The sequence below is a fragment of the Streptomyces sp. NPDC057445 genome (assembly GCF_042802855.1).
Classification (GTDB): Bacteria; Actinomycetota; Actinomycetes; order Streptomycetales; family Streptomycetaceae; genus Streptomyces.
On the sequence record NZ_JBHVDH010000009.1, the window covers coordinates 204,790 to 218,607 of the forward strand.

General features: G+C 69.0%; 12 protein-coding genes. 8 read left to right on the forward strand and 4 right to left on the reverse strand.

All coding sequences use genetic code 11. The features are described from left to right. Positions 1 to 28: 28 nt before the first annotated feature. Positions 29 to 1,825 (reverse strand): VanW family protein, encoded by a 1,797-nt coding sequence (locus ACFU5O_RS21100; RefSeq protein ID WP_384242587.1) that lies wholly within the window; start codon positions 1,823 to 1,825, stop codon positions 29 to 31. 275 nt (positions 1,826 to 2,100) lie between these two features. Further along, positions 2,101 to 2,427: a winged helix-turn-helix transcriptional regulator gene (locus tag ACFU5O_RS21105; protein ID WP_384242590.1), complete on the reverse strand. Its 327-nt coding sequence runs from the start codon at positions 2,425 to 2,427 to the stop codon at positions 2,101 to 2,103. 234 nt (positions 2,428 to 2,661) lie between these two features. Between ACFU5O_RS21105 and ACFU5O_RS21110 the strand changes: the two genes are divergently transcribed. The 3 genes from ACFU5O_RS21110 to ACFU5O_RS21120 all read left to right on the forward strand — a co-directional run bounded on the left by ACFU5O_RS21110 (position 2,662) and on the right by ACFU5O_RS21120 (position 7,047). Further along, positions 2,662 to 3,540, forward strand: coding sequence for an alpha/beta fold hydrolase (locus tag ACFU5O_RS21110; protein WP_384242797.1), 879 nt, complete (start codon positions 2,662 to 2,664; stop codon positions 3,538 to 3,540). Between the two features lie 494 nt (positions 3,541 to 4,034). Next, positions 4,035 to 5,588 carry a M4 family metallopeptidase gene (locus tag ACFU5O_RS21115; protein ID WP_384242592.1) on the forward strand — a complete coding sequence of 518 codons (1,554 nt, stop codon included), beginning with the start codon at positions 4,035 to 4,037 and terminating at the stop codon, positions 5,586 to 5,588. Positions 5,589 to 5,850: 262 nt separating this feature from the next. Further along, entirely contained in the window at positions 5,851 to 7,047 is a 1,197-nt protein-coding gene (locus ACFU5O_RS21120) for a DUF418 domain-containing protein (RefSeq protein WP_384242595.1), read from the forward strand. Positions 7,048 to 7,307: 260 nt separating this feature from the next. On the opposite strand, the gene ACFU5O_RS21125 is transcribed toward ACFU5O_RS21120, so the two are convergent. Further along, positions 7,308 to 7,901: a flavodoxin family protein gene (locus ACFU5O_RS21125; RefSeq protein ID WP_384242597.1), complete on the reverse strand. Its 594-nt coding sequence runs from the start codon at positions 7,899 to 7,901 to the stop codon at positions 7,308 to 7,310. A gap of 134 nt (positions 7,902 to 8,035) precedes the next feature. On the opposite strand from ACFU5O_RS21125, the gene ACFU5O_RS21130 reads away from it, so the two are divergent. Beyond that, the gene (locus ACFU5O_RS21130) at positions 8,036 to 8,428 is read left to right on the forward strand and encodes a winged helix-turn-helix transcriptional regulator (RefSeq protein WP_384242599.1); all 393 of its coding nucleotides are present in this window, start codon (positions 8,036 to 8,038) and stop codon (positions 8,426 to 8,428) included. Positions 8,429 to 8,460: 32 nt separating this feature from the next. On the opposite strand, the gene ACFU5O_RS21135 is transcribed toward ACFU5O_RS21130, so the two are convergent. Next, positions 8,461 to 9,015 carry a hypothetical protein gene (locus ACFU5O_RS21135; protein WP_384242601.1) on the reverse strand — a complete coding sequence of 185 codons (555 nt, stop codon included), beginning with the start codon at positions 9,013 to 9,015 and terminating at the stop codon, positions 8,461 to 8,463. A gap of 296 nt (positions 9,016 to 9,311) precedes the next feature. On the opposite strand from ACFU5O_RS21135, the gene ACFU5O_RS21140 reads away from it, so the two are divergent. The 4 genes from ACFU5O_RS21140 to ACFU5O_RS21155 all read left to right on the forward strand — a co-directional run bounded on the left by ACFU5O_RS21140 (position 9,312) and on the right by ACFU5O_RS21155 (position 13,696). After that, the gene (locus ACFU5O_RS21140; RefSeq protein WP_384242603.1) at positions 9,312 to 10,055 is read left to right on the forward strand and encodes a tyrosine-protein phosphatase; all 744 of its coding nucleotides are present in this window, start codon (positions 9,312 to 9,314) and stop codon (positions 10,053 to 10,055) included. Between the two features lie 584 nt (positions 10,056 to 10,639). Further along, the gene (locus ACFU5O_RS21145) at positions 10,640 to 11,125 is read left to right on the forward strand and encodes a tyrosinase family oxidase copper chaperone (protein WP_384242606.1); all 486 of its coding nucleotides are present in this window, start codon (positions 10,640 to 10,642) and stop codon (positions 11,123 to 11,125) included. Positions 11,126 to 11,164: 39 nt separating this feature from the next. Beyond that, positions 11,165 to 11,983 (forward strand): tyrosinase family protein, encoded by an 819-nt coding sequence (locus tag ACFU5O_RS21150; protein WP_384242608.1) that lies wholly within the window; start codon positions 11,165 to 11,167, stop codon positions 11,981 to 11,983. Positions 11,984 to 12,256: 273 nt separating this feature from the next. Further along, positions 12,257 to 13,696 carry an NAD(P)/FAD-dependent oxidoreductase gene (locus ACFU5O_RS21155; RefSeq protein WP_384242610.1) on the forward strand — a complete coding sequence of 480 codons (1,440 nt, stop codon included), beginning with the start codon at positions 12,257 to 12,259 and terminating at the stop codon, positions 13,694 to 13,696. The last annotated feature ends 122 nt before the right edge of the window (positions 13,697 to 13,818 follow it).

A 13,818-nucleotide genomic window follows, 5' to 3' on the forward strand; every position in this document is an offset into this window, starting at 1 on the left:
GAGCATGCCGCGCGCCGGAGCGCCGGATTCAGCCGGCGCGGACGCCGTCGCCCGCTGCCGCCGCAGGCTGTGCGTCCGAGCGGTCCGCCGCCGGTGCGGGTGCCGGCTTCTCGGGGGTGCACGTGACCTTGTCGCGCGGCGTGTAGTGGGTCTTGAAGTCTTCTCGCTTGACCTCGCGGCCGTCCTGCACGAAGACGCGGCCGACGGCGACGTCGAATCCTTCGAGCGGGGTCTGGACCTCGCACTCCGGGCCGCTGCCCGTGCGCGTACCCGGCGGCTCGACGTTGGTGCGCGGCCCCTGGGTCGCTCGTATCTCGTCGTACTTCTTCGTGCCCAGGAAGGTGATGGTCACCGAGGTGTCGGTGGATTCCGCCTGGATGTAGAGGGCGTGGCCGGAGTCGTTGGTCCAGCGCAGGTCGAGGGTTCCCCACGCGACCGTGGCTTCGCGTCCCGCTGGATAGCGCTCGATGTAGAAGGAGTGAGCACCGTGTTCCAGGGGCCTGACGCCCGCGAAGAACATCGCGTTGAACATGGTGGTCGCAACGGCGGATACGCCGCCGCCGGGCGATTTCACGTACTGACCATTGTTGATCATGATGCCGTCGACGAAGCCGTTCTCCTTGGTGCGCTCACCGACCGTACGGTTGAAGCTCCATTCCTGGCCGGGAAGGACGAGCGAGCCGTTGATGAGCTCCACAGCGCGGCCGATGTTGGTGCTGCGGTAGGGCGCGGCCGGGAAGGCGACCGTGAAGGAGGAGACCTTCTCCTCGATGCCGAGACGCTGGGCAGACGCGCTCGTGAGCTTCGGCTGGACGGCGCCCGTGACGATCTCTCCGGTCCGACCCGCTCCGGAGCGGGTCAGCAGAGGCAGGACGGCATCGCCGAGTGCCTTGTCGGTGACCTGTCGCCCCACGCGGGCCTCCCGTGCCACCACGACGCGGTCGCCGCCGTCGAGCCGGAACTCGGCGTCCCGAGCGTCCGGGGCCGCTTCCCGCAGCGGACCGGAGACAGCCGGGTCGACGAGCAGGCCGTGGGAGTCGAGGGCCGGCCCCAGCCGGTTGTGGTCGTCGGCCTTCATCGTCAGATGTCTGCCGAGCGTGGAGGGGGCGATGGAGAGGTGTTTGCCGGCGATGGTGAGCGTGACGGGGCCGGACACCGCGGGCCGGGCGAACTCCGTCATGGCCCGCTCGGTCTCCTGCGGGCCGATGCGCGGCTTCGTCTGCTTCACCGGCATGACGACCGGACCGGCGCCTGCCGTGCGGAGGTAGGCCTCGCGAACGGTGTTCAGTGCCTGGTCCGCGACCAAGGTGACGCCGGTGACCGGAGCCACGGCCTTCGCCCGGCCGTTCTCGAACGTTATCGTCCCGTCGCGGACATGCTGCTCGGCGCCCTCACCGATGCGGTCGATCGCGGCGCGGGCCTTCTGCTCGTCCACGCGTATCACCGGCTCGACGTCCCGACCGTGGGAGGCGAAGAGTCTGCCGATCACCGTGACCGGCCCGGATCCCTCACTCGCGGCACGGTCGGCGGTCGCGGCGGTGTCGAGGGACATCCCGAGCGTGCGGGGATCGGCCTTCTCGATGCGGTCACCGATCTTCATCGCCACCGGTGCGGCGAAGGCCGGTCCCAGCTCCCGGTCCAGAAGCCGCTGCGCCTCCGCCCGGCTCGTCCCGCCGATGTCGACCCCGCGCACCCGAGTGCCTTCGGCGATGTCGTCGGCCGCGAGCCCGGCGGTGTACAGGCCACCCAGCCCGAGCACGACAGCCCCTCCTGCAACGGGCAGGGCGACCCGCCGGATGCCCGTGATGCGGGGTGCGCGTCCCATATCTCTCCCTGTGGCGCCGGACCGACCGGACGGGCGCTTGGGGTCGCCGAAGCGGCCCGGTTTACATGAATTCGCACCAAATAGTTACGCAAAATCGACCATATGCGGGCACTATGTGATTGTTTTCACGACGGGGATTTCCTCGGATCCTTATCTGAATCCATCTGAATCCATCTGAATCCCCACCGACGCCGCCAATCCGGGCGGGGGCGCCGTCGGCTCAGGACGGCAGTCGGCTGTCAGGTCGGACGTCGGGCGCACGCTCGGCTGCGTGGTCAGGCACCGTCCCCATCGGCGGTTTCGTTGGCGCGGTCGATCTCGGCCATGTGCTCCTCCGCCCAGGCTCTCAGCGCAGCGAGCGGGGCTTCGAGGGAAAGCCCCAGGTCGGTGAGGCGGTAGAAGACACGTGGCGGCACCGTCGGCTCCACCCGACGCGACACCAGGCCGTCGCGAGTCAGACTTCGCAGCGTCACCGACAGCATTTTCTGCGAGACGCCGGGCATCCGGCGCTGCAACTCGGCGAAGCGCACCTCGTCCGGGGCGGCATCGGCGAGCGTCTTGACGGCCATGGACGTCCACTTCGTGCCGATGCGGTCCAGCAACTGCCGGGTCGGGCACTGCGGATCGAAGAGATCACCCCGCCCCCCTTCCTCGGTCCGTCCCCCTTCGCCGGTACGTGCCGCGCCCTCGGCCGGCGCCCTGTGGGTCCCCGCTCCACGGGAGGTCACCTGGAACTCACCACCTGTCGTGAAAGTGCGGTCTTGGAAGCGCTCATGAAGGTTACCTATCGTTTTGTTGTCACCAACGGTAACAACCTGGGAGATCTCGTGGCCACCATCGGAAGCCCCGCTGCAGACCTTCGCCGACCTCCGCGAATCGACCTCCGTCAGGTGATCTCGAACGGCGTGCGGCTCAATGTCGCCAGCACGGGAGAAGGGCCTGCCGTCCTGCTGCTTCATGGATTCCCGCACACGTGGCGGCTGTGGAGCGGCGTCATGAGCCGGCTCGCCGGGCAGTACCGGTTCATCGCCCCCGATCTGAGGGGCTTCGGTGCGAGCCAACGGGCCGCGGACGGCTACGACGCCGCCACACTCGCCACCGACGCCGAAGATCTGCTGAGCGCTCTCGGCGAGAGCTCCGCAGCCGTGGTCGGCATCGACGCGGGCACGGCGCCCGCCTTCCTGCTCGCCATGCGCCGTCCCGACCTCGTCCGGCGCCTGGTCGTCATGGAGGGGCTGCTGGGGCGACTGCCAGGAGCCGAGCCCTTCGCCGCCGGTGGAGCTCCGTGGTGGTTCGGCTTCCATGCCGTGCCCGGCCTCGCCGAGTCCGTACTGACCGGCCACGAGGCCAGGTACATCGACTGGTTCCTCGATTCCGGGACCCTCGGACGAGGAATCCCCGCAGACATCCGTACGGCCTTCGTCCACGCCTACACGGGAAGGGAGGCCCTGCGTTGCGCCTTCTCCTACTACCGGGCGCTGTCCACCAGCGCGACACAGATCCAGGACGCCGTCGCGGCGGATCGGCTGACGGTGCCCACCATGGCGGTCGGCGCCCACCCCGTCGGCGCCGCACTCGAACGCCAACTCCGTCCCGTTGCCGACCATCTCGTCGGACACGTGATCCAGGACTGCGGCCACATCATCCCGCTCGACCGCCCCGACGCACTGACTTCACTGCTCGCCCCCTTCCTCGCTGCCGATGCGCCGGAGTGATCGCCGCGACGGCCCGGGCCGGGCCGGATGAGGTGGGACTGATCCGTTCACCACGAGACCGGCGCTGGACGGCTGAGCGCGGCGCGCCTGCGACCATTCCGGTTCAGTTCACATACTGACGGTCTCGACGACCCAACTGCCGCGGGCCGAAGACGCATTGTCGGCGAGCACACTCCTACGAGTCTCCGTCACCTCCCCGCGCGGGCGTATGCGCCGCTCCCAGCATCGGTTCAGTCCATGGGCGTTCCTCAGAACCGTCCCGCTCGGGGCCACTGTGGCGCCCTCGTCCGATGAGGTTTGCGCTCAACTTGGTTGCACACAAAGCAAACTGACAAGATGTCAAAGAGTGTCGGATATCGGACAGAGAAGCACCCCAGACGGACAAGAGCTGGTCAAGAACTTGTGAGGCAATTGTTAGCACTCCGTCAATTTCGCTCGTTCGGTGGCACGCTCATTTGCGGTCAACCCCCCACAGGACAAGCGATGGAGATCGCATGACCCCCCACAAGAACACCCGGCGTGCCGCTGCCCTCGTGGCCGCCGCCGCCATGGTCGTCGTCGGCGTACAGACAGGCTCCGCGACGGCGGTTCCCGACCGCGCCGACGGCCCGACACCGGCGCCGCGTACGTCCGAGCGTGCCGCAGCCGTCAAGGCCGCTCAGGAGCGGTCCGCCGCGGCGGCCGAACAGCTCGGGCTCGGCGACGAGGAGAAGTTGGTCGTCCGTGACGTCGTCAAGGACGCCGACGGCACCGTGCACACGCGCTACGAGCGCACCTATGCCGGGCTGCCGGTCCTCGGCGGCGACCTCGTCACGCACACCGCGAAGAACGGCAAGCTCAAGGGCGTGGACAAGGCCAACGACGCCCGGATACAGGTGGCGACCACCGACACTGCACGCAAGGCCGCGGCCGGCGCCCGCAAGGTGATCTGGGCCGGCAAGGGCAAGCCCGTGCTCGCCTTCGAGACCGTCAGGTCCGGTGTCCAGAAGGACGGCACGCCCAGCAGACTCCACATCATCACCGACGCCACCACCGGTAAGAAGCTCCACCAGTACGAGGCCATCGAGACCGGTACCGGAACGAGCCGGTACAGCGGCGAGGTCCCCCTCTCCACAGCCAAGGGCGGTTCCGGTTTCGAGCTCACCGACGGCGAGCGCGGCGGCCACAAGACGTACGACCTGGCCCAGGGCCAGAGCGGCACCGGAGAGCTCCTGACGGACGCCGACGACAAGTGGGGCGACGGCAGCAACTCCGACCGGCAGACCGCTGCCGTCGACGCCCACTACGGCGCGGCCGTGACCTGGGACTTCTACAAGGCCGAGCTGGGACGCAACGGCATCGCGGGGGACGGCAAGGCCGCCTACTCGCGGGTCCACTACGGCGACGGGTACGTCAACGCCTTCTGGGACGACAACTGCTTCTGCATGACCTACGGCGACGGAGAGGGCAACAAGAAGGCCCTCACCGAGATCGACGTGGCCGGCCACGAGATGAGCCACGGTCTGACCTCGCACACCGCCAACCTGGAGTACAGCGGTGAGTCGGGTGGGCTCAACGAGGCGACCAGCGACATCTTCGGCACGTCGGTCGAGTTCTTCGCCGACAACAAGGAAGACGTCGGCGACTATCTCATCGGCGAAAAGATCGACATCCGCGGAGACGGTACCCCGCTGCGCTACATGGACAAGCCCAGCAGGGACGGCAAATCGCTGGACGCCTGGAAGGAAGGCGCGGGCGATGTCGATGTCCACCACTCCTCCGGCATCGCCAACCACTTCTTCTATCTGCTGGCCGAAGGCAGCGGCAAGAAGACGATCAACGGCGTCGAGTACGACTCCCCGACCTCGGACGGTTCGACCGTCACCGGGATCGGCCGGGAGAAGGCCTACAAGATCTGGTACAAGGCCCTCACCGCGTACATGACCTCCACGACCGACTACAAGGCGGCTCGTGAGGCGACCCTGAAGGCGGCCAACGACCTGTACGGCGCGGACGGTACGGAGGCGAAGACCGTCGCCGCCGCCTGGGCGGCGGTCAACGTCAAGTAGCCGCGAGCGCCCTTTCGTCGAGTGCCCCGGAAAGCTGCGGCTCTTCGGGGCACTTCGCCGAGCGGCCGGGCGAGTGGCCCAAGTGCCGTGACCGGCGCGGGTGGAGACGGCCCATGGGGGCCGGACCCGGAGGGGGGCCGCGGGCCGGCCCGTCTGCGACTCAGGGAGGTGGGCACCTGACGGACGTGTACATCCTTCGATGTAGCAAACGTTCGTCTGCGCCTACGAGGAATGCCGGCGCAGCCGGGCAGACGATAGGTCCATGACCAAGACCCTGACCAGTCCGACCGTGACCTCCGGTGCCGCAGGCAGTCGGCTGGCCCTGCTCGACGTGTTACGCGGGACCGCGATCCTGGGCACGCTGATGACCAATGTGTGGGTCTTCACCGGCCCGGGGGCGGAGTGGGGAATCCTGCAGAACGGCACCGGCGGATCGGCCTTCGGGTCCCTGCCTGCGGCTGCCGAGAGCCTGTTCCGCCTGCTTGCCGACGGCAAGTTCCTGTCGATGCTGACGATCCTGTTCGGCGTCGGCCTGGCGATCCAGTTCGACTCCGCCGCCCGGCGCGGACAACCCTGGCCCGGCCGCTATCGCCGACGGGCCCTGTTCCTCTTCGCCGAGGGCACGCTGCACTTCGTCCTCGTCTTCGCCTGGGACGTCCTCATGGGCTACGCGGTCACCGCCATGCTCGTCGCCTGGCTGCTGACCCGCTCCGACCGGGCGCGGCGCCGGGTGATGTGGTGGGCGGCCGGCCTGCACATCTCGCTGATGGGTGTGCTGACGACGGCGCTGGTCGCGATCAACGGCGATGAGGCGGGCGGAAAGGAAGGCGGCAGCGGCGTCTCGCGTCAGGTCGTCGACCTGTACGCGCACGGCAGCTACCTGGACCAGATCTCCTTCCGGCTGGAGAACGCCGTCGCCTTGCGGCTGGAGCCCGTGCTCTCCTTCGGACTTCTGGTCTTCCTTTTCCTTCTCGGTGTGCGGCTGTTCCGGGCCGGTGCGTTCGGCTCCGACGAGACGGGCCGGCGGATCCGCGCCCGGATGCTCGGCTGGGGCCTGGGCCTCGGGGTGCCTCTGACCGCTGTCATCGCCCTCGCGGGTGAGGACTACTTCCTGCTGAGCAGGTACTGCGCCGCGCCGCTGACCGCGGTCGGCTACATCGGTCTGATCGGAGCCGTGGTGGACCGGATACCGCGCCCCGGCGCGTTCATGACCGGGGTCACCTCTGTCGGCCGGACGGCTCTGTCGGGCTACGTGCTGCAGAACGTGCTGTGCGTACTGGTCTCGTACGGCATCGGCCTCGGCCTCGCGGACCGGCTCGGGGAGACGGCCCGGCCGTGGTGGGTGATGGGGCTGTGGGCGGCGGTCTGCACCATCCTGATGGTGGGCTCCACGCTGTGGCTGCGACGGTTCTCCCATGGGCCGCTGGAATCCGTGCAGAAGTGGGCCCTGCGGCGCTGAAAGGACCGTACGGACCGACGGTCAGCGCGCGCCGGGATGCAGGCCCCCGCGGCTTTGAGCGTGCGGATGACGGGTGCCGTCCCGATGGGCTGGACGGCATCGAGCGAGGCCACGCGTTCTGTGAGGTACCGGCACAGGTCGTCGGCGCTGCGGCAGCTTGAGTGCTGCGACGGGCGTGGGGCAGGGGCCCCGGCACCTCCACGGCGCCGGGGCCTGGCCCATCGATGACCCGCCCACAGGGGCGAGCCGGACAGGCGGGGTCAGGCGGCAGCGACCGCGGTGCGGCCGGCGGCGAAGACCTTCGCGGTCTCGGCGACGCGTCGGCCGAGGTGCTCAGCGGTGGCTATGTCCGCCTTGTGGACGCCTTCGACGCCCTCGTCGGCGTTGGTCTGGGCGGCGGCGCCCACGAAGAAGCCGAGACGGTTGAGGTCGTTCTCGGTGCCCTCGGTGGAGTTCCAGCCCGGCTTGAGGCCGAGGTTGACCCAGTGCATACCGTGCTGGGCGGCGAGGATCTGGAAGAACTGCAGGGTGTGGAGCTTGTCGCCGCTCTTGGAAGCCGAGTTGCTGAAACCGGCGGCGAGCTTGCCGTGCCAAGCGTCGGAGAACCAGCGCTTGGAGCTGGCCTCGGCGAATACGTGGAAGGCGCCGGAGGCGGTGCCCATGTAGGTGGGCGAGCCGAAGACGATCGCGTCGGAGCCGTCGAGCAGCTCCCATTCGGCGTCGGTGATCTCGTCGACCTTGATCAGGTGGACGTCGGCGCCACCGAGGGCGGCACCGGCCCTGACGGCCTCGGCGATGACGGCGGTGTGGCCGTATCCGGAGTGGTAGGCGATCGAAACGACAGGCGTGGTCACGTGAGTGCTCCTCGTGGGTGCCAGTAGGGGGGTCGCGGTTGCCGCCCTGCTGGCGGCGACAAACGAAAGGAAAGCACTAACTTCCGGAAAGCGCAATCCTGAGGTTAGCGCTGCGCTCAGGTTATGATGGCGGCATGGACAGCACCCTGCGGGACGACGACCTCGCCTTCGACGTGTTCTCCAAGGCCTGCCCCTCCCGAGGGACGCTGGAGCACGTCACCGGGCGCTGGGGCGGCCTGACCCTCGGAGCCCTGTACGAAGGCACCTTCCGCTTCAACGAACTGCGCCGCAGGGTCGACGGCGTGAGCGAGAAGATGCTGTCCCAGACATTGCACGCCCTGGAACGCGACGGACTCGTGCACCGCGAGGCACAGCCGGGGAACCCGCCCCGCGTCGACTACGAACTCACCCCCCTGGGGCGGGACGTGGCGGCGCGGCTGCTCGCGCTCATCCACACCGTCGAGGGGCGCATGGCCGAGGTGCTGTCGGCGCGGGACCGCTACGACGAGGCCCAGGGCGGCCGCTGACGCTCCGGGCGGACAGGGTTGGACCGGCCCATTCAGGCAGGGCCGGGATCCGCGGTGCCGCTCCTGGCGTCTCGTTCGGCAAGTTTCTTGAGGGTGAGCAGTTGCTTGCGCATCATGATCAGATCACCCCATGCGAGAAGCCTGCGCCGCAGTCTGTGGCGCAGGCCGGTCCCGGACTCGGCCGTGACCCTCACCACCAGGCGGCAGCCGCCGGAGCGCGGCTGCACGGCGTAGGTCACCGCCATCTGCCCGTACCGGTCGGCGCTTCGGGCCGGGAGCCGGCCGGTGATGTGCCGGTTGTTCTCGAAGCCGCTGATCGTGAACGGGAGGAACTGCTGTCCGGCGGCCAGAGGCGGCAGGTCCTCGATGAGGGCTTCCGGGCTCTTGCGGCCGCGGAAGTCGATCCAGTCGTAGCTGTACGGGGCGACGGTCAGTTGCCGGATCCAGCGGAAGACGAGCCAGTCCGGAGCCGTGACGTCCACGGCACGTGTCCAGCGCTCGGCCTTGACGGGGACGAGCCGGTCGCAGGGGTGGACAGCCTCGCGCTCCGACGCGGTTGCGCCCCAGACCTTTCCCGACCAGTCCATGAGGCCAGAGTCTAGGCTCTCTCGTTCGGATCGTGCCGGGCTCGCGTGCCCTGGCGGCCGATCCGGCCTGATCCGAAACGAAAGTCCCTGGGTGCCGTGGCCGCGTGGCCTCTTCACGGTGTGGGACGACGAGGTCCGTCGTCGGGGCGGCACACGGGCTTCGGACCTTCGGCGTCGACGAGAGCCGCACCGAGGACGACTTCGCCCGCGAGGTGCCGCCCACTTTCGCCTGCCCGACGAACCCCGTGTCCGGCTTTGCCATGTCCACGGGACGACGGAACATAGGATCCGGCGCTGTGAGCAGACATATGACTTTCTCGCGGCTGCACAACTTCCGTGATCTGGGCGGGTATCGGACCGGCGACAGCCACGCGGTGCGGTGGGGGCGGCTGTTCCGTTCCGACTCGCTGGGCAAGCTCCGGGGCGAGGACTGGGACCGGTTCCTCACCCTGGGCATTCGCACAGTCATCGACTTGCGCCATCCCTGGGAGATCGACGCCAAAGGCCGCATCCGCGAGCACCCGTCGTTCGCCTACCACAACCTGAGCATCGAGCACCGCCCCTACGACCAGCCGGGCCTCGGACCAGAGGTGGAGACCGGGCCGTTCCTCGCCGAGCGGTACATGGAAGTCGCTCACGACGGTGCCAAGGAACTGCGTCAGGCCCTCGATGTGATTGCCGCGTCCCACGACGGCCCTGTGGTGTTCCATTGCGCTTCCGGCAAGGACCGCACCGGCCAGCTGGCGGCACTCGTCCTGGGGCTCCTGGGAGTCGCCGAGTCCGACATCGTCGAGGACTTCAGCCTCACCGAGCTCGCCACCGAACGTCTTCTCGCCGACTGGCGGGCCGACCACGCGGGTCAGGTGCCGTCGTGGCCCGGATACGGCCGCGCACCCACCGACGTCATGCGGCTGTTTCTCGCTGCCTTGGAGCAACAGCACGGGTCGGTGCGCCACTACGCTGCCGAAATCCTTGGGGTGGACGACGATCTGACAGCCACTCTGCGGCGGAACCTGCTCGAACCCGTCCGGGAATCCTGAAAACAGCCTCCGGGCCCGCCGGCTCGCCTGGAGATCGCTCACAGGCGGCCCGGCCGGGTCTCCCCGGCACTGCCGGAAGCCCCGCCGCGCGTCGGCCGCGGCGGACGTTGCCGACCGGAGGGGGTGGCCGGCCCCGGATCGACCGCTGAGCCGGCGTACGGTCGTCGGGGCCCGCGCCCACCCGGTGCCGCTCCTGCCCGGTGGACGACGACAGCCGAAACTACGGCGCCTACCCCGAGAAGCGCGCACGGCCCGTGCATTCTCGTCGAGTTGTCGGCCCATGCGCGGCACATCTCCGACAGCGACAGCCGAAGAATTTACGGATGCAAGCGTCATGGTGGGCCGAGTTTCCGGCGTGCTCGGTCCGTCAGGGAGTGGCGGGAGAAGATCTCCGCCGTTGAACAGTGCACTTTCCGTCGGCCATTGTCTCGTTCATGACCATCTGACCCCGGCACCCTCTCTCGGCCCGTTCACGACTGCCAGCATGTGGCGGCACGGGACGGTTCACGTCCCGCCTCACGAAGAAACGATCCTGCCGCGCGGGTCTTCCGAACCTCGCGGCGGAACGACGAGAGGAGCAGACCGTGCAACGTCTCACCCGCCGCGACATGGTGCGAGGGACCACACTCGCTCTGGCCGGTGTCGCGCTGGCCGGCCCGGCTGCCGTCGCCGCTGCGACCGCGTCGCGATCCGGCACGCCCCGTGGCTCGCGTACGCCCCGGTCCGGTACGGCACACCAGGCCGCCACGCGAGGGGCAGAGGTGCCCGCGGCTTTCGACGAGATGTACCTCGGCCGCCACATCGAGGGCTGGCCCGCGACCGAGGACCACGAAGGCCATGGCGGCCACAGCGCTCACGGCGGCCCCAGGAGCCGCCCCGCGGACGACGGCCACGGCCCGGTGGAGTTCGTCGTGCGCGTGGACGACGACGATCTGCACGTGATGCAGAACACGGACGGCACCTGGATCAGCGTCATCAACCACTACGAGACGCACCACACGCCGCGTGACGCCGCGCGTGCCGCCGTTCGGGAGCTGCGCGGTGCGTCTCTCGTGCCGGTCACCGTCTGACATCGCGTTCGACACGCCCCACCGAAAAGGATCGTCGCCATGGCAGACCGCAAGAACCAAGCAGAGCTGACCGCAACCGAGAAGCGTGACTTCGTCGACGCCGTCCTCGAGCTCAAGCGTCAGGGCCGCTATGACGAGTTCATCACCACGCACAACGCCTTCATCATGAGTGACACCGACAACGGCGAGCGGACGGGACACCGCTCACCCTCGTTCCTCCCCTGGCACCGCCGCTTCCTGCTGCAGTTCGAACAGGCACTGCAGAGCGTCAACCCCTCTGTCACCCTTCCCTATTGGGACTGGACGGCCGACCGTACGCCCCGCAGTTCCCTGTGGGCGGACAACTTCCTCGGTGGCGACGGGCGCAGCGGGGACGGCCGGGTCACTTCCGGCCCGTTCGCCTTCGGAAGCGGCAGCTGGCCCATGAACATACGCGTCGACGGAAGGACGTTCCTGCGGCGGTCGCTGGGCGTCGGCGTCCGAGAACTGCCCACCAGGGCCGAGGTCGATGCCGTACTGGCCATGCCCATGTACGACGCGTCCCCCTGGAACAGCGGCTCCGGCGGCTTCCGCAACAACGTCGAGGGCTGGCGGGGCCCGAACCTGCACAACCGGGTCCATGTCTGGGTCGGGGGACAGATGACCACCGGAGCCTCGCCGAACGACCCCGTCTTCTGGCTCCACCACTGCTTCATCGACAAACTGTGGGCCGACTGGCAGAGCCGGCATCCGTCCTCCGGCTATGTGCCGACCACGGCTCCGCGCAATGTGATCGGCCTGCGCGACACGATGAAGCCGTGGAACGACGTCACGCCCGAGGACATGCTCGACCACACGCGGTTCTACACCTACCGCTGACCCGGCCACTGTGGGGGCCCGCGCCGCCGCCGGCGTGACCGGCGGCGGCGCGGGAGCGGGAGGACGGCCGCGGAGCTGCGGTCGGTCTGCCCGGGACTGTCTCCTTGCGCGGTGGACGTCCCCTGTTCGAAGTGGGTACCTTTGTGCGCGCTTCGATAGGGGGAACATGTCAGGGACTGGCGCACGGAGTTCGGCTGCCGAGTGCCGTCATTCCTCCGGCGGGGACGGCTCGGACGGCTCTTCGTCCGACGTGCGGGTTCGGAGAGGCCTCAGGTGACCTCCATCCGAATCCGGCGCCCGGCTCGACATGCCGTGGTGATCGGAGGCGGCCTGGCCGGCACGCTCGCCGCCGCCGCCTGCATTCCGTACGTCGACAAGGTCACCATCGTCGAACGCGATGAGCTGCCGGACGGGCCGGTTCCTCGTAAGGGCCTTCCCCAGGCCAGGCACGCCCACATGCTTTGGTCCGGCGGCGCCCGTGCCATGGAAGCGCTCGTGCCGGGCGTGACCGACGCCTGGCTGGCAGCCGGGGCCCACCGCATACCGCTGCCGACCGGAATGGTCTCGTACTCCCCCGCCGGCTGGTACAGACGCTGGCACAAGGAGTCCCACTTCCTCATCGCGTGCAGCCGTGATCTGCTCGACTGGACCGTACGTGACCGGGTACTGAAGAGCAGTGCGGTACGGCTCCTGACCGGCACAGAGCCACAACGGCTGACCGGCACCTCGCATCGGGTGGACGGTGTGATCGTGCGCCTGCCGGACGGCGCCGAGCGGCATCTGGCCGCGGATCTGGTGGTCGACGCCTGCGGACGCTCTTCCAGGGCACCGCAGTTGCTGCACGGGCTGGGTGTGCCCGCCCCGCCGGAAGAGGAGATCGATGCCGGTGTCGTCTACGCCAGCAGGCTTTACAAGGCGCCTGCGGTCGTCGAGCACCCTCCGGTCATCAACATCCAGGCGGACGCTCGTCGGCGCCGGCCCGGACAGGCCGCGACGATCGTCCCGATCGAAGGAGACCGGTGGTTCGTGGCCGTGTCCGGCACACGGGGCGGCGCGCCCACCGGTGACACGTCGGAATTCGTGGACTTCGCCCTCGGCCTGCGCCACCCCCTGGTGGGCGAAGTGCTGTCGCGCGCCGAGCCCCTCGGCGACGTCGCCGTCAGCCGGAGCACGGTCAATCGTCGCCGGTACTGGGAGAAACCCGCCGCGGCGCCTGAGGGGTTCGTCATCGTCGGCGACGCCGTCGCCGCGCTCAACCCCGTGTACGGGCACGGCATGTCGGTGGCGGCGCTCGGGGCTCTCGCGCTGCGCAATCAGCTGGAGCGGTCGGACGTACGATCCGCCGGCTTCGCGCGCAGGGTACAACGGGCCGTCGCCCGGCCCACCGACGTCGCGTGGACGCTGGCCACCGGACAGGACATGCACTTCCCCGGCTCCAAGGGCCGAAAGCCCACTGCCTTCGACCGGCTGCTGCAACGCTACGTCAACCGCCTGACGCTCACCGCCATCGGCTCCTTCCGCGTGGCCAAGGCGCTCACCGACGTCATGACGCTGCAGAAGGGTGTCGCCCCGCTCGTGCGGCCGGATGTCGTGCTGGCCGCCCTGCGCGGCCCGCAACTTCCGCTTCTCGGCCACCCTCCGCTGACGGACCGGGAGCGCGAGGCACTCACACCGGAGACGGTGTCCGAGGCCGATGCCTCGACATCTGGATGAAGCGGGTGCGGCGGAGCCCGCCTTCCCCAGGACGGCCGCGGGCACGGCCTTCCGGCGCCCGAAGCCACAGTGCGAGCGAGATCTCATCCGGTTGTGCCGATCGGGCTTGCGTTCGACCATGG

What these genes read in the sequence shown, in the direction of transcription:
- ACFU5O_RS21115 (WP_384242592.1), top strand. Translation starts at nt 4,035, where the DNA reads ATGACCCCCCACAAGAACACCCGGCGTGCCGCTGCCCTCGTGGCCGCC.
- ACFU5O_RS21130 (WP_384242599.1), top strand. Translation starts at nt 8,036, where the DNA reads ATGGACAGCACCCTGCGGGACGACGACCTCGCCTTCGACGTGTTCTCC.
- ACFU5O_RS21135 (WP_384242601.1), bottom strand. Translation starts at nt 9,015, where the DNA reads ATGGACTGGTCGGGAAAGGTCTGGGGCGCAACCGCGTCGGAGCGCGAG.
- ACFU5O_RS21100 (WP_384242587.1), bottom strand. Translation starts at nt 1,825, where the DNA reads ATGGGACGCGCACCCCGCATCACGGGCATCCGGCGGGTCGCCCTGCCC.
- ACFU5O_RS21150 (WP_384242608.1), top strand. Translation starts at nt 11,165, where the DNA reads ATGGCAGACCGCAAGAACCAAGCAGAGCTGACCGCAACCGAGAAGCGT.
- ACFU5O_RS21120 (WP_384242595.1), top strand. Translation starts at nt 5,851, where the DNA reads ATGACCAAGACCCTGACCAGTCCGACCGTGACCTCCGGTGCCGCAGGC.